The organism is Pseudomonas sp. MF6776 (assembly GCF_016613125.1).
Lineage (GTDB): Bacteria > Pseudomonadota > Gammaproteobacteria > Pseudomonadales > Pseudomonadaceae > Aquipseudomonas > Aquipseudomonas iridis.
In genome coordinates this window covers 110,998-126,856 of the sequence record NZ_JAENSQ010000011.1, presented here as the reverse complement: position 1 = coordinate 126,856, position 15,859 = coordinate 110,998, and the positions used below count along the sequence as shown (strand labels likewise).

Below are 15,859 nucleotides of genomic sequence, written 5' to 3'. Positions count from 1 at the left end.
TCCTTGCAATTGCCGTCTATCCTTGGGGGTGTGACGGCTAAAGCCATCTGAATTACCTATTTTTATTATTGAATCCTTAAAGGAGTGCGGCACATGTCAAAAGGGCATTCGCTACAAGACCCTTACCTGAATACTTTACGTAAAGAGAAAGTTGGGGTTTCCATCTACCTGGTCAACGGTATCAAACTGCAAGGCACGATCGAGTCGTTCGACCAGTTCGTGATCCTGCTGAAAAACACCGTCAGCCAAATGGTTTACAAACACGCTATCTCGACAGTCGTGCCGGTTCGTCCAATTCGTCTGCCTAGCGCAACCGAATCCGAAGCAGGTGACGCTGAGCCAGGTAACGCCTGATAGGAGTCTCCTTTGTTCTTTGAGCGCCACGGTGGTGGTGAGCGAGTAATCCTCGTTCACTTGGATGGACAGGACCCTGAGGCGCGCGAAGATCCGCAGGAGTTTCAGGAACTGGCTAATTCGGCAGGCGCCGAGACCGTTGCGTTTTTTAACGTGCCGCGTCATCGGCCAACTGCCAAATTCCTGATCGGCAGCGGCAAGGTCGAGGAACTGCGCGACCTGGTCCATGCCGAAAAGGCCGATCTGGTGATTTTCAATCACATCCTCACGCCCAGTCAGGAACGTAACCTCGAACGTGTTTTCGAGTGTCGCGTGATCGACCGTACCGGTCTGATTCTCGATATTTTCGCTCAGCGCGCCCGTACCCATGAAGGCAAGCTCCAGGTCGAACTGGCCCAGCTTGACCACATGAGCACGCGGCTGGTTCGTGGCTGGACTCACCTTGAGCGTCAGGGTGGCGGTATCGGCATGCGCGGTCCGGGTGAAACCCAGCTTGAAACCGACCGTCGTCTGTTGCGGGTTCGCCTGCGGCAGATCAAGGGCCGGCTGGAAAAAGTGCGCAGCCAGCGCGAGCAGTCGCGGCGCGGCCGTTCGCGTGCGGATATTCCTACCGTGTCTCTGGTGGGCTATACCAACGCCGGTAAATCCACGCTCTTCAACAACGTGACGAAATCCGACGTGTACGCGGCTGATCAATTGTTCGCCACGCTGGACCCGACCTTGCGCCGTCTGGAGCTGGACGACCTGGGGCCGATTGTCCTGGCCGACACGGTAGGTTTCATTCGTCACTTGCCACACAAGCTGGTCGAGGCTTTTCGGTCTACGCTCGAAGAGTCGAGTAACTCCGACCTGCTGTTGCACGTTATCGACGCGGCCGAGCCGGATCGCATGTTGCAGATCGAGCAGGTGATGGTGGTGTTGGGCGAGATTGGCGCCCAGGACTTGCCGATCCTCGAGGTCTATAACAAACTCGATTTGCTTGAAGGCGTTGAGCCGCAAATCCAGCGCGATGCCGATGGCAAACCGCAACGGGTCTGGTTGTCGGCGCGTGATGGCAGTGGTCTGGAATTACTTGAACAAGCCATTTCCGAGTTGCTGGGCGGTGATTTGTTTGTGGGTACATTGCGCTTGCCGCAACAATTCGCTCGACTGCGTGCGCAGTTTTTCGAACTCGGTGCGGTGCAAAAAGAAGAGCACGACGAAGAAGGCATCAGCCTGCTGGCCGTTCGCTTGCCCCGGGTCGAGTTGAATCGACTGGTAAGCCGCGAAGGATTGCAGCCGATGGAATTCATCGAGCAACACACTTTGCAATAAAAGCCTGACAAAGCGGTTGTGCCGCAACGTCAGGCATTCTGTAGCATTGGTCGGCGCGCCGTGGGTGCGTCTTTGCTTTATCAGATGGAGAGCGCTATGGCTTGGAATGAGCCGGGTGGCAACTCGAATAATCAGGATCCTTGGGGTGGCAAGCGCCGCAATAACGGCGACCGCAAGGGGCCACCGGATCTCGACGAGGCCTTCCGAAAGCTGCAGGAAAGCCTGAACGGATTGTTCGGTGGTGGCAAGAAACGTGGTGATGACGGCGGTGGTTCGAGCAAGAGCGGCGGCGGTTTCGGCGGTCTGATCGGTATTGCCCTCGTTGTGCTGGCGGCTGTCTGGCTGTACAGCGCGGTTTACGTGGTGGACGAGCAGGAGCAAGCCGTAGTGCTGCGCTTCGGCAAATACTACGAAACCGTCGGCCCGGGTCTGAATATCTACTTCCCGCCGATCGATAAAAAGTACATGGAGAACGTCACGCGTGAGCGTGCCTACTCCAAGCAGGGCCAGATGCTGACCGAAGACGAGAACATCGTCGAAGTGCCGCTGACCGTGCAGTACAAGATCAGCAACCTGCAGGACTTCGTACTGAACGTCGACCAGCCGGAAATCAGCCTGCAGCACGCGACCGAAAGTGCGCTGCGTCATGTGGTGGGTTCCACCGCGATGGATCAGGTGCTGACCGAAGGTCGTGAACTGATGGCCAGCGAAATCAAGGAACGTCTCCAGCGTTTCCTCGATACCTATCGCACCGGTATCACCGTTACTCAGGTCAACGTACAGAGCGCCGCTGCACCGCGTGAAGTACAGGAAGCCTTTGATGACGTGATCCGCGCCCGTGAAGACGAGCAGCGTTCGCGTAACCAGGCAGAAACCTACGCCAACGGCGTGGTGCCGGAAGCTCGTGGTCAGGCCCAGCGTATCCTCGAGGATGCCAATGGTTACCGCGACGAAACGGTCTCGCGCGCCAAGGGTGAGGCGGATCGCTTCACCAAACTGGTTGCCGAGTATCGCAAGGCGCCTGAAGTCACCCGCCAGCGTCTGTACCTGGACACCATGCAGGAAGTCTTCAGTAACACCAGCAAGGTACTCGTGACCGGCAACAAGGACGGCCAGAGCAATCTGCTTTACCTGCCGTTGGATAAAATGATCCAGAACAGTTCGGGCAACGCACCGGTAACCGGTTCGGCCGCCGCCAGCAGCAACACGGACGTCACGCCGCATGTCACTGACGTGCCGCAGTCGCGTACAAGGGAGACCCGCTGATGAGCAATAAATCGCTGATCGCCCTGATCGTTGGCGTCGTTGTCGTACTGGTGGGCTGGAACTGCTTCTACATCGTGGCTCAGACCGAGCGTGCGGTGATGCTGCAGTTCGGTCGTGTGGTTCAGGCCGATGTCCAGCCGGGTCTGCATATGAAAGTGCCTTACGTCAACCAGGTGCGCAAGTTCGACGCCCGCCTGCTGACGCTGGATGCGCCGACGCAGCGCTTCCTGACTCTGGAAAAGAAAGCCGTGATGGTCGATGCCTACGCCAAGTGGCGCGTGAAAGATGCCGAGCGCTTCTACACCGCGACTTCCGGCCTCAAGCAGATTGCCGACGAGCGTCTTTCCCGTCGACTGGAATCCGGTCTGCGTGACCAGTTCGGTAAGCGCACCCTGCACGAAGTCGTGTCGGGCGAGCGTGATGCGCTGATGGCTGACATCACCGCGTCGCTGAACAAGATGGCAGAGAAAGAGCTGGGTATCGAAGTCGTCGATGTCCGGGTCAAGGCCATCGATCTGCCGAAAGAAGTGAACCGCAGTGTGTTCGAGCGTATGAGCACCGAGCGTGAGCGTGAAGCTCGTGAGCACCGCGCCAAGGGTAACGAGCTGGCTGAAGGCATCCGTGCCGACGCCGATCGTCAACGCCGCGTGCTGCTGGCTGAAGCCTATCGTGAATCTGAAGAGGTTCGCGGTGATGGTGATGCCCAGGCCGCTGCGATCTACTCCAAGGCCTACGGTCAGGATCAGGAGTTCTACGGTTTCTACCGTAGCCTGCGCGCCTACCGTGAAAGCTTCGCGAACAAATCCGACGTCTTGGTCCTCGACCCAAGCAGTGACTTTTTCCGCTACCTGGAAAAGTCCAAGCCTTGATACGGCGTTGACCTGAATCATTCCGCCCGGCGGCTAAAACCTCGGGCGGGGTGATCCTTTGGGAAAACGTGTGTATGATGCGGCAGCCGGGAAATTCCCGGCTTTTTTGCGTCTGCACGTTTGATTGCTGTTTTTACTGCAGAACATCGGGTTGAATGGCTCGACAGTTTTTCGAGGAAAGTGATGGGCGAAGCCGGTTAAAGGCCTTTCGCTGCGTCGTTCATGCGCGTGCGTTTTGAACGGACCGGTCATTTTCTGCTTCACTCAAGGCTCGCCCTAGTGCTGGCCGCCCGGATCAAAGGGGAATGGCGTAATGGCAACGGTAGACCGCTGGCTGCTGCCAGATGGCATCGAAGAAGTACTGCCACCGGAAGCGGCGCGCATTGAAGTTGCGCGTCGTCAGGTGTTGGATCTGTTCCAGAGCTGGGGTTACGAGTTTGTCGTGACTCCCCATATCGAGTACCTGGAATCCCTGCTGACCGGTGCAGGCTCGGACCTCGATCTGCGTACCTTCAAGGTCATCGACCCGCAGTCGGGGCGGCAGATGGGTTTCCGTGCCGACATCACGCCGCAAGTGGCGCGCATCGATGCGCACACCCTGCGTCGCGAGGGCCCGAGCCGTCTGTGCTACGCCGGCAGCGTATTGCACGCCCAACCGCGTGCATTGTCGTCGTCGCGCAGTCCGATCCAGTTGGGTGCCGAGTTGTACGGCGATGCCAGTCCGAGCAGCGACGTGGAGGTGATCAGTCTGATGCTGGCCATGTTGCAACTGGCCGATGTGCCGGACGTGCACATGGATCTCGGTCACGTTGGTATCTACCGTGGTCTGGCGCGCGCCGCCGGTCTGTCCGGCGAAGTCGAACAGCAGTTGTTCGATGCGTTGCAACGCAAGGCCATCGACGAGGTCATTACCTTGACCGAAGGCTTGCCTGCCGACCTGTCCGGCATGCTCCGTGCGCTGGTTGACTTGTGCGGCGGCCGTGAAGTGTTGAGCGCTGCCCGCGAGCGTCTGGCTAATGCGCCGGCGCCGGTGCTGGAAGCACTGGAAGATTTGCTGGCGATAGCCGAGCGCCTGTCGGCTCGCTTCCCGGAGCTGCCGCTGTACTTTGATCTGGGCGAGTTGCGCGGTTATCACTACCACACCGGTGTGGTGTTCGCGGTGTTCGTACCGGGCGTTGGTCAGTCCATCGCTCAGGGCGGCCGTTACGACGACATCGGCGCCGACTTCGGTCGCGCGCGTCCGGCGACTGGCTTTTCCACCGATTTGAAAACCCTGGTGACCCTGGGGCGTGCTGAGATCGAGTTACCGTCTGGCGGTATCTGGATGCCTGACAGTACGGATGCAGCACTCTGGCAGCACGTTTGTCAGTTGCGCAGTGAGGGTCAGCGTGTCGTTCAGGCATTGCCTGGGCAACCTTTGGCCGCCGCCCGTGATGCGGACTGCGACCGGCAATTGATTCAGCAGAACGGGCTTTGGCAAGTATCGCCACTGGCTTCTTGAGTTTTCCTGCCGGCCATCGCCGGCACCAAGTTTGCGCGAATGAGGACAAGTGTTATGGGTAAGAATGTCGTAGTCCTGGGCACCCAATGGGGTGATGAGGGCAAAGGCAAGATCGTTGATCTGCTGACCGAACATGCTGCCGCCGTAGTGCGCTACCAAGGTGGCCACAACGCTGGTCACACCTTGGTGATCGACGGCGAAAAAACTGTCTTGCACCTGATTCCGTCGGGCGTGCTGCGCGAAGGCGTGCAGTGCCTGATCGGCAACGGCGTGGTGGTTGCACCTGACGCCCTGCTGCGCGAGATCACCAAGCTGGAAGAGAAAGGCGTACCGGTGCGCGAGCGCCTGCGTATCAGCCCGTCCTGCCCGCTGATCCTGTCCTTCCACGTAGCGCTGGACCAGGCTCGTGAAAAGGCCCGTGGCGAGCTGAAGATCGGTACTACCGGTCGCGGCATTGGCCCGGCTTATGAAGACAAGGTTGCACGTCGTGGCCTGCGTGTGGGCGACCTGCTCAACATGCCGCGCTTTGAAGACAAGCTGCGTGAACTGGTGGATTACCACAACTTCATGCTGGTTGGTTACTACAAAGAGCCTGCCATCGAGTTCGAAAAAACCCTGGCCGAGTGCAAGGAATACGCAGAACTGCTCAAGCCGCTGATGCTCGACGTGACGGCCGAGCTGCACGACCTGCGTCGCGCCGGCAAAGACATCATGTTCGAAGGCGCCCAGGGTTCGTTGCTCGACATCGACCACGGTACCTATCCGTACGTGACCAGCTCCAACACCACCGCGGGTGGCGTGGCGACCGGTTCGGGCGTTGGCCCGATGTTCCTGGACTACATCCTGGGCATCACCAAGGCTTACACCACTCGCGTAGGTTCGGGCCCGTTCCCGACTGAGCTGTTTGACGAAGTGGGTGCGCACCTGGCCAAACAAGGTCACGAGTTCGGCGCTACCACCGGCCGTGCCCGTCGTTGCGGCTGGTTCGACGCCGTTATCCTGCGTCGCGCTATCGATGTGAACAGCATTTCGGGCATCTGCCTGACCAAGCTGGACGTACTCGACGGCCTGCAAACGATCAACATCTGTATCGGCTACAAAGATGCCGAAGGCAAAGACGTTGCCCCGACAGACGCTGACAGCTACGTTGGCCTTCAGCCTGTGTACGAAGAAGTGCCGGGCTGGACCGAATCGACCGTGGGTGCCAAAACCCTGGAAGAGCTGCCAGCTAACGCTCGTGCCTACATCAAGCGCGTTGAAGAGTTGATCGGCGCGCCGATCGACATTATTTCGACGGGCCCGGACCGCAACGAAACCATCGTTCTGCGTCATCCGTTTGCTTGATAAGTCGTTGATGTAAAAAACAAAGGCCCCTTAATCGGGGCCTTTGTCGTTTATGCCTGTAGGACGGCATGACCTTTGCTGTGAATCTTCCTACAAGAGTGCCATCAATTTAATGGCGTCAGAAGTAGAGGGATTCATAGTGTCAGCCGTTCTCTCACTGTTACAAAGCCGTCTGTTGCGGCCCGTGTTCGTTACCCTTGGTATCGCCCTTTTGGTGCAGGTGTTGGTGGCCGTTGCCCTGACGCGGAGCACGGTCACGGCACTGGAAGCGGATCTGGCGGTGCGCCTCGGTGCCGACAGCCAGAAACTCTCCGGGGAACTGGAGCAGGCCGGGCGTGAAGTCACGTCGAGTCTCGACGCCTTGTCCGCCAGTACCCGACAGCGTCTTACCGCCGGTTTGTCTTCTCGCCTGAAGGACGAACAAACGCAATTGCGTGCGACGCTGGAAAAGGATTTGAAGGATTCGGCCAATGACATGGCCCAATTGCTGGCTTCGGTCGCACCCCGCGCCATGTGGGACAGCGACGTGCCGACCCTGTCCGAGTTTGCCCGGCGCGCCCAGCGCAATCCCAATGTGCTGTTCGTGGTCTACGACGACGCTACTGGGCAGCATTTGACCCGTTACCTCAATCGCGAAAACCCGATCAACAAGGCCTTGCTGGAGAAGGGGCAGGGCGAACGTGCACTGGATAAAGTGCTGGATGCGGCAAAGAACGATCCTTCGGTTTATTACCTTGAAGCGTCGATCAGCCCTAACGGCGTTGAAATCGGCAAGGTGCTGATGGGCGTCTCCACGGCCTCGGTAGAGACCGATCTGGCTGCGCTCGACAAGCGTTTCCTGGCATTGATCGCCAGCAGCGATCAATTGGTCGGTGACAGCCTCAAAGGTGCCGCAGCCGATAGCGCCACTGCGATGCGCGCGCGTCTGCAATCGGCACAATCCACCGCTACCGAGATGAAAGCCAATACAGCCAGCACAGTGCAGGACGCTGCCGCGACCTTGCGTTGGCGCATCGGTATGGGCCTCGCGCTAGTCGGCTGCGGCGTGCTGTTGCTGCTGGCTGTGGTGCTTGGTCATCGCGTGGTCAACCGCTTGAAGATGCTCAATGCAGCGATGGACGACCTTGCAGCGGGCGAGGGTGACCTGACCAAACGTGTGCAGATCAACAGCAAGGACGAGATCGGTGACATGGCTGCAGCGGTCAACCGCTTTGTCGACAAGTTGCAGCCGATCGTGCGTGAGGCGGGTGATGTGGCCCAGCGCACAGGCGTGGAAATCGGCGCGATGACCCTGCGCAATGCCGGTGCCGATGCGGCGGCCGGGATGCAGCGGGACGAAGTCGCGGAAAGTCTGCGGGCGCTTTCGCAAATGGCGGACGAGGCCCAATCGGAAAGCCACGCGATGCAGGCAGCGTTGAAGCAGGTGGTTGATATTCGTCAGGCCACTGATGAGAACACCCGCACGTCGGCCAAGGTCGGCAGTCTGATCGAGGCGCTGGCGGGGCAGGTCGACACGGGGGCGAAAGTCATCGAGCGGCTCGCGCAGCAGAGTGAACAGATTGAAGTGGTGCTGACGGTCATTCACGGGATTGCCGAGCAGACCAACCTGTTGGCATTGAACGCTGCGATCGAAGCGGCACGGGCAGGCGAAACCGGGCGGGGGTTCGCTGTTGTGGCAGACGAAGTTCGGGCGCTGGCGAGCAAGACACAAAGCTCTACCGGCGACATCCAGGCGCACATCGTCGCGTTGCAGCAAGGCGCGCGTGAGGCGGTGGAAGCGATCGGGCAGGCCGGACGTCAGGCCAGTGAGGGTTTACTGGTGCTGCGCGACAGTGCGCGGTTGCAACAGTCGGTGCAGGCTTCGGTCGAGCAGGTGCATGCAGCGATTGGTCTGGCAACGCAGGCGGCGGCGCATCAGGCTGCGGGTGCGCAAGCGGTACGTGGGCGCGTCGAAACGATCCACGTGCAGGCCGAGAAAGCGGCCCAGGCTGTAGTGGAAACCACGGCCAGTGGCAAGGTGCTGGATGGCTTGGCTGCGCAGCTTAAGGCGAGCCTGGGACAATTCCGGGCCTGAAGATCAGAAGATCGCAGCCTGCGGTGGCTCCTGCAGGGAAACGCAAAATCCCATGCAGGAGCCGTCCCAGGCTGCGATCTTTTTGCTTTTTCAGCGGCTCAGATACATCCGGGTAGTCAGCAAATAAACCGGCAATCCCGAGACCAATATCAACAGCGCCGCATAAGGTGCCGCCGCTGCAAACTCGACATTCGCGGTATGCGCCCAGACTTCGGTCGCCAACGTATTGAGTCCGGTCGGACTCAACAGCAAGGTCGCCGTCAGCTCTTTCATCGCATCCAGAAAAACCAACGCAAACGCTGCGCCCAATGCCGGGAAAATGATCGGCAGCGTCACCCGGCAAAATGCCGTGAACGACGATGCGCCCAGCGTGCGCGCCGCTTCTTCCAATTGCGGTGCAGCCTTGTTCAGCGCGGTGCGAATCGGTGCCTGAGCCAGCGGCAGAAACAGCAGCGCATAAGCAATCAGCAGCAAACCAGATGTCTGGTACAGCGCCGGCACGTAATGCAGGGCGAAATACACCAGCGTCAGTGCGATCACCAGACCTGGCAGTGCATGCAGCAGATAGGGCAGGCGCTCGGCCCAGATCGCCAGTTGACCTTTGTAACGCACCACCAGCAGGCCGACCGGCACCGCCAGCAGCAGGCACAGCGCTGCGCCACCCAGTGACAATGCCAGCGACGACAGCAGCGCTTCGGTAATTGCCGCGACCGGGAATGCCGCCGATGACCCGACGGCCAGCCAATACGCCAGCATGCCCAGCGGAATCCCGCTGCCGATAATCGCCAGCGTCAGGCAATACACCTGACCGACAGCGGCCCAGGGTCCCAGCCTGACTTGCTCGGCCTGACGCGCCGCGCCCTGGCCGGTGCGTACGTGTCGGCCTTTACCGCGCACGCGCAGTTCCAGCCACAACAGCACCAGGCACAGCGCTAGCAATACCGCGGAAAGCATCGCCGCATTAGCGTTGCTGAATTCCAGTTCGAACTGCTGATAGATCGCTGTGGTGAAGGTTTGCAGGCCGATGATCGACAGCGCGCCGAACTCCACCAGCATGTGCAAGGCAATCAACAGCGAACCGGCCAGCAGCGATGGCCAGAGCAGGGGCAGGGTGACGCGAAAAAACACCCCCCAACGGTTCTGGCCCAGGGTGCGGGCGGATTCTTCAAGGGATGGATCGAGATTGCGCAGGGTTGCGGCGACAGGCAGGAAGATCAGCGGGTATTTCGACAGGCTCATCACCAGAATCGCACCGCCAAGGCCTTCGAACTGTGCGCTCAACGACACCCAGGTGAAGCTGCTGACAAATGCCGGCACCGCGAACGGCAGGCATAAAATCACGCCCCATAGACGTCGTCCCGGCAAATTGCTGCGTTCCAGCAGCCAGGCCAGCGACAGACCAATCACGCCGCAGGTGACGGTCACGCCGACCATCAATGCCAAGGTGTTGCGCAGCAGGCCGAAAACGTAAGGGCGCCACAACAAGTGCAGCGCTTCGGCCCAGCCGGCCTGCCAGGTTTTCAGCCCGACATACGCCAGCGGCAGCAGGCTCATCACCACCAGCAACAACACGGGTAGCAACAGCCAGATCGACGGCCGCTTGCGTCGTGGCATGTAACCCCCGCGCATGGCGGGGGTGGCTAACGATGCGGTCATCAGTTCAAGCCAACTTCGCGTTCCAGATCCAGCGCTTCTTCAGCATTGCCCAGGTCGGCCGGTGTGACGTTCGGCGCTTCCAGTTCGCTGAACGGCTTGAGGCCGCGATCAGATTCCATTCCTTTATGCAGCGGGTATTCGGCGGTGGTCTGAGTGATCACCCGCTGACCTTCTTCGCTGGCCATATAGGCGAGGAATTGCTGGGCTTCTTTTGGATGCTTGCTGGATTTCAGCACGGCGGCACTGGAGACGGTGATCAAGCCGCCGACGTCGCCGCCGGTGAAGTAGTGCAGTTTCGAATCCAGTTTGCCTTTCTCGCGTTGCAGGGCGAACCAGTAGTAGTTGTTCACCAGCACGGTGGCGACTTCGCCGTTTTCCACCGCTTTGAGCGCGACCATGTTGTTGCTGTAGGTCTTGCCGAATGCGCGCAGACCGGTCAGCCATTCTTCGGCGGCGTCGCGACCGTGCATCTTGATAATGGCCACGGCCTGTTCCTGGAACGCGCCGCTGGTTGGCACGAAGCCGACCTTGCCTTGCCATTGCGGATCGGAGAACTCCATCACCGATTTCGGCAGGTCTTTCTCATCGATCAGTTTCGGGTTGTAGGCAACCACACGGACCCGGGCCGTCACGCCGATCCAGGTGCCGTTACTCGCGACGTATTTTTCCGGCAGCACGGCCAGCGTGGCGTCATCGGCCTTGGCCAGCAGGCCTTGTTCGCCAAGTTTGTTCAGTGGCGGGGATTCTTCGGTGTAGATCACGTCGGCAGGGGAGCGATCGCCTTCTTCGACGATCTGGCTGGCAAGCTGATTGCTGCTGCCCTTGCGGACATTGACGTGTATGCCGGTCTTGGCTTCGAAGGCTTTGGCGATCGCATCGCCGACTTCCTTGTGCTGGCCATTGTAGAGAGTCAGGGAAACCGCATCGGCAGCCTGGCTGAGGGGAGTGGCGAGTGCCAGGCCGAGAAGGGTGAAGGTCAAGCCTCGGCGCAGGGTATTTCGAAACGTCATTCTCAGGGTTCCTCACTGTCGCATTGCAAAATCTTGCAACAATGATAAACGATATTGTTTCTCAAGTGCGCCTTGCGGGGCTGGACGGGGTCTGATACTGCAGTTGTTGCTCGTTCTGTAGGAGCTGCCGAAGGCTGCGATCTTTTGATCTTGTTTTAAAAGCAACATCAAAAGATCGCAGCCTTCGGCAGCTCCTACAGGGGTGCAATCGAATTTTGAGTAGGTCGCTTGGATTTCAGAAAGGCAGAAACGCAAAAACCCGCTTTCGCGGGTTTTTGAGAAATCCAGGGTCGTAACCTTGAATTTGAATTGGTGCCCAGAAGAAGACTCGAACTTCCACGACCTTGCGGTCACCAGCACCTGAAGCTGGCGTGTCTACCAATTTCACCATCTGGGCAATCATCGCAAGCGTTGCCGCTGTTGATGTGGCGCACTATACGGAGCGCTTTTTGATCTGTAAACCCCTGATTTAATTTTAATAAATCGGTTTTAACAAATCCTTTCCTTAGAATGCAAAAAACCCGCTTTCGCGGGTTTTTGTGTGAGTCTTGAAACTGATCTAGTCTCAAACTCGAAATTGGTGCCCAGAAGAAGACTCGAACTTCCACGACCTTGCGGTCACCAGCACCTGAAGCTGGCGTGTCTACCAATTTCACCATCTGGGCAGTATCGGCAGCGCTTGTGCGTCGTCGATGGCGCGCACTATACGGAGCGTTTTTTTAACTGTAAACCCCTGCTGCCAAATATTTTGATTTTTTTTACCAGCGGTGTTCAAAACCGCTTTAAAACGGCGATACAGTGCTTTAGATGGGCCTTTATAGTCTGAAATTTCCCGTTTGATGGCGCCTATGCCAAACTAACCCGTATATAGACAAGGTGAAAACTCTCTAATGGCCGATTGGCAGTCCCTCGATCCCGAGGCCGCTCGTGAAGCGGAAAAATATGAAAACCCTATTCCAAGCCGCGAACTGATCCTTCAGCACCTTGCTGATCGAGGTTCGCCAGCTGCCCGCGAGCAACTGGTCGAAGAGTTTGGTCTGACCACAGAAGACCAGATCGAAGCCCTGCGTCGCCGTCTGCGCGCAATGGAGCGCGACGCTCAACTGATTTACACCCGTCGTGGCACTTATGCGCCGGTGGATAAACTCGACCTGATCCTGGGCCGCATCAGCGGGCACCGGGACGGTTTCGGCTTCCTGGTGCCGGACGACGGCAGCGACGACCTGTTCATGAGCCCGGCGCAAATGCGTCTGGTGTTCGACGGTGACCGTGCGCTGGCCCGTGTCTCCGGCCTCGACCGTCGTGGTCGCCGCGAAGGCATGATCGTCGAAGTGGTCTCGCGTGCTCACGAAACCATCGTCGGCCGCTACTTCGAAGAGGGCGGTATTGGTTTCGTCGTTGCGGACAATCCGAAGATCCAGCAGGAAGTGCTGGTCACGCCGGGCCGTAACGCCAACGCCCAAATCGGTCAGTTTGTCGAAGTGAAGATCACTCACTGGCCGACACCACGCTTCCAGCCGCAAGGCGATGTGGTTGAAGTCGTGGGCAACTACATGGCGCCGGGCATGGAAATCGATGTCGCCCTGCGCGCCTACGATATCCCGCACGTCTGGCCTGAAGCGGTCTTGAAAGAAGCCGCCAAGCTCAAGCCTGAAGTCGAAGAGAAAGACAAAGAGAAGCGCATCGACCTGCGCCATCTGCCGTTCGTGACCATCGACGGTGAAGATGCTCGCGACTTCGATGACGCGGTCTACTGCGAAGCCAAACCTGGCAAGTTGCGCCTGTTCTCCGGCGGTTGGAAGTTGTACGTGGCCATTGCCGACGTCTCCAGCTACGTGAAGATCGGTTCGGCGCTGGACAATGAATCTCAGGTTCGCGGCAACTCGGTGTACTTCCCCGAGCGTGTCGTGCCGATGCTGCCTGAGCAACTGTCCAACGGCCTGTGCTCGCTGAATCCGCACGTCGATCGCCTGGCCATGGTTTGCGAGATGACAATCTCCAAATCCGGCGAGATGACCGACTACTGCTTCTACGAAGCGGTGATTCACTCCCACGCTCGCCTGACCTACAACAAGGTCAGTGCAATGCTGGAAACGCCGAAACTTACCGAGGCGCGTCAACTGCGCGGCGAGTACAACGACGTTCTGCCGCACCTCAAGCAGCTTTATGCGCTGTACAAGGTTTTGCTGGCCGCTCGTCACGTACGTGGCGCCATCGATTTCGAAACGCAGGAAACCCGGATCATCTTCGGGACCGAGCGCAAGATTGCCGAGATCCGTCCAACCGTTCGCAACGATGCGCACAAGCTGATCGAGGAATGCATGCTGGCGGCCAACGTGGCCACCGCTGAATTCCTGAAGAAGCACGAAATACCTGCGTTGTATCGCGTTCACAACGGCCCGCCGCCGGAGCGTCTGGAAAAACTGCGCGCGTTCCTCGGTGAGCTTGGTCTGTCCCTGCACAAAGGCAAGGAAGGCCCGTCGCCGAAGGATTACCAGGCACTGCTGGCCAGCATCAAGGACCGTCCGGATTTCCATCTGATCCAGACCGTGATGCTGCGTTCGCTGAGCCAGGCGGTGTACAGCGCTGACAACCAGGGCCACTTCGGTCTGAATTACGAAGCTTATACCCACTTCACTTCGCCGATCCGTCGTTACCCTGACTTGCTCACGCACCGCGCCATCCGCAGCGTGATCCATTCGAAACAGGACACCCCGCACGTTCGTCGTGCCGGTGCGATGACCATTCCGAAGGCGCGTATTTATCCGTACGACGAGGCAGCGCTGGAGCAGCTCGGCGAGCAATGCTCGATGAGCGAGCGCCGTGCCGACGAAGCCACTCGTGACGTAGTGAACTGGCTCAAGTGCGAGTTCATGAAGGATCGCGTGGGCGAATCGTTCCCGGGCGTGATCACTGCCGTGACCGGTTTTGGTTTGTTCGTCGAGCTGACCGATATCTATGTCGAAGGTCTGGTCCATGTCACCGCGCTGCCGGGCGACTACTACCACTTCGACCCTGTGCATCACCGCTTGGCGGGCGAGCGCACCGGTCGCAGCTTCCGTCTTGGCGACACCGTTGAGGTGCGCGTCATGCGTGTCGATCTCGACGAGCGCAAGATCGACTTCGAGATGGCCGAAAAAACCATCAGCGCACCGATTGGTCGCAAGAAGCGTGGCGCGGAAACTGCTGCGCCCGCTGCCAAAGCCGCGGCAGAACCGGCTCCAGCGAAAACCGCTGGCCGCCGTCCTGCCAAGGAAAAGGTCAGTGACGCCTATCGCCCAAGCGATGCCGTGGCGAAAAACGCCGAGCTGCGCAAAAGCCGTGAACTGAAGCAGGCTTTGCTCGCCGATGCGAAAAACGGTGGTAAAGCGGCGTCCGGGGGAAAGACCGGACGGTCGGCGCCTGAAAATGCGACCGGCGGCAAGCCAGCCAAACCGAGCAAACACCGTAAAGGCCCGCCGAAAGCGGGTTCGGCTCCAGCCAAAAGTGGCGGGGCACGTAAACCGAAGGCGAAGTCATGAGTCAGTTGGAAAAAATCTACGGCGTTCACGCGGTAGAAGCGTTGCTGCGTCACCACCCCAAGCGCGTCAAACAGATCTGGCTGGCTGAAAGCCGCAACGATCCGCGCGTGCAGACCTTGATCGAACTGGCTAACGAGAATCGTGTCCAGGTGGGTCAGGCCGAGCGTCGCGAGATGGACGCCTGGGTTGAAGGCGTGCACCAGGGCGTGGTTGCGGACGTCAGTCCGAGCCAGGTCTGGGGCGAGGCAATGCTCGACGAATTGCTCGATCGCACCGACGGTGCGCCATTGTTGCTGGTGCTCGATGGCGTGACCGATCCGCACAACCTCGGCGCCTGCCTGCGTTCGGCAGATGCTGCCGGTGCGTTGGCAGTCATCGTGCCAAAAGACAAGTCAGCCACCCTGACACCTGTCGTGCGTAAAGTGGCCTGCGGCGCGGCGGAAGTGATTCCGCTCGTTGCAGTGACCAACCTGGCGCGCACTCTGGAAAAGCTCCAGCAGCGCGGTCTGTGGGTTGTCGGCACGGCGGGCGAGGCCGAGGTCAGTATCTATGACCAGGACCTGACCGGCCCGACCATCCTGATCATGGGTGCTGAAGGCAAGGGCATGCGTCGTCTGACCCGTGAGCATTGCGACTATCTGGTGAACCTGCCGATGGCGGGTAGCGTCAGCAGCCTCAACGTTTCGGTGGCAACCGGTGTGTGCCTGTTTGAGGCGCAGCGTCAGCGCGGTGCCAAGGCCAAGGCTTCCGCGAAGAAGTCCTGAGTCGTACGCGGCTCAAATGTGGGAGCGAGCCTGCTCGCGAAAGGGGAGTGTCAGTCGACGTAAATGTTGCCTGACAGACCGCATTCGCGAGCAGGCTCGCTCCCACAGTGTTTTGTGGTGTGGCATGAATCGGTGATTGTTCAAATAATCACCAATTGCCTTGCACCTCTTCAGTCCCTTCTCTAC

The 15,859-nt window shown here is 59.1% G+C and carries 11 protein-coding genes and 2 tRNA genes; 9 read left to right on the top strand and 4 right to left on the bottom strand.

Annotated features, from left to right (window positions below; all coding sequences use genetic code 11):
• The first annotated feature begins 93 nt into the window (after nt 1-93).
• The 7 genes from hfq (at nt 94) to JJD74_RS15030 (ending at nt 8,722) form a co-directional block, all read left to right on the top strand.
• Nucleotides 94-354, top strand: coding sequence for an RNA chaperone Hfq (hfq, locus tag JJD74_RS15060; RefSeq protein ID WP_007902656.1), 261 nt, complete (start codon nt 94-96; stop codon nt 352-354).
• A 12-nt stretch (nt 355-366) separates the two neighbouring features.
• A complete protein-coding gene (hflX, locus tag JJD74_RS15055; protein ID WP_042557387.1) occupies nt 367-1,668 on the top strand; it encodes a ribosome rescue GTPase HflX in 1,302 nt (433 codons plus the stop codon).
• Nucleotides 1,669-1,764: 96 nt separating this feature from the next.
• Nucleotides 1,765-2,934, top strand: coding sequence for an FtsH protease activity modulator HflK (gene hflK / locus JJD74_RS15050; protein WP_042557388.1), 1,170 nt, complete (start codon nt 1,765-1,767; stop codon nt 2,932-2,934).
• Nucleotides 2,934-3,803: a protease modulator HflC gene (gene hflC, locus JJD74_RS15045; protein ID WP_200615094.1), complete on the top strand. Its 870-nt coding sequence runs from the start codon at nt 2,934-2,936 to the stop codon at nt 3,801-3,803. The genes hflK and hflC overlap by 1 nt, the downstream gene beginning before the upstream one ends.
• Nucleotides 3,804-4,116: 313 nt before the next feature.
• Nucleotides 4,117-5,304, top strand: a complete 1,188-nt coding sequence (locus JJD74_RS15040) for an ATP phosphoribosyltransferase regulatory subunit (protein WP_042557390.1) — start codon at nt 4,117-4,119, stop codon at nt 5,302-5,304.
• A 54-nt stretch (nt 5,305-5,358) separates the two neighbouring features.
• Entirely contained in the window at nt 5,359-6,648 is a 1,290-nt protein-coding gene (locus JJD74_RS15035) for an adenylosuccinate synthase (RefSeq protein WP_042557391.1), read from the top strand.
• A gap of 139 nt (nt 6,649-6,787) precedes the next feature.
• Nucleotides 6,788-8,722 (top strand): methyl-accepting chemotaxis protein, encoded by a 1,935-nt coding sequence (locus tag JJD74_RS15030; RefSeq protein WP_115145934.1) that lies wholly within the window; start codon nt 6,788-6,790, stop codon nt 8,720-8,722.
• 90 nt (nt 8,723-8,812) lie between these two features.
• Here JJD74_RS15030 and JJD74_RS15025 read toward each other — a convergent pair whose 3' ends face one another.
• The 4 genes from JJD74_RS15025 to JJD74_RS15010 all read right to left on the bottom strand — a co-directional run bounded on the left by JJD74_RS15025 (nt 8,813) and on the right by JJD74_RS15010 (nt 12,053).
• A complete protein-coding gene (locus tag JJD74_RS15025) occupies nt 8,813-10,378 on the bottom strand; it encodes an ABC transporter permease (RefSeq protein WP_200615086.1) in 1,566 nt (521 codons plus the stop codon).
• A complete protein-coding gene (locus tag JJD74_RS15020) occupies nt 10,378-11,388 on the bottom strand; it encodes an iron ABC transporter substrate-binding protein (protein WP_200615084.1) in 1,011 nt (336 codons plus the stop codon). The genes JJD74_RS15025 and JJD74_RS15020 overlap by 1 nt, the downstream gene beginning before the upstream one ends.
• A 310-nt stretch (nt 11,389-11,698) precedes the next feature.
• Nucleotides 11,699-11,785, bottom strand: a tRNA-Leu gene (locus tag JJD74_RS15015).
• Nucleotides 11,786-11,966: 181 nt separating this feature from the next.
• Nucleotides 11,967-12,053: transfer RNA gene (locus JJD74_RS15010), tRNA-Leu, on the bottom strand.
• A 225-nt stretch (nt 12,054-12,278) separates the two neighbouring features.
• On the opposite strand from JJD74_RS15010, the gene rnr reads away from it, so the two are divergent.
• Together rnr and rlmB are read left to right on the top strand one after the other, a co-directional pair.
• A complete protein-coding gene (gene rnr / locus JJD74_RS15005; RefSeq protein WP_042557395.1) occupies nt 12,279-14,909 on the top strand; it encodes a ribonuclease R in 2,631 nt (876 codons plus the stop codon).
• On the top strand, nt 14,906-15,673 hold the full coding sequence (gene rlmB, locus JJD74_RS15000) for a 23S rRNA (guanosine(2251)-2'-O)-methyltransferase RlmB (protein WP_042557396.1): 768 nt from the start codon (nt 14,906-14,908) through the stop codon (nt 15,671-15,673). The genes rnr and rlmB overlap by 4 nt, the downstream gene beginning before the upstream one ends.
• Nucleotides 15,674-15,859 lie beyond the last annotated feature (186 nt).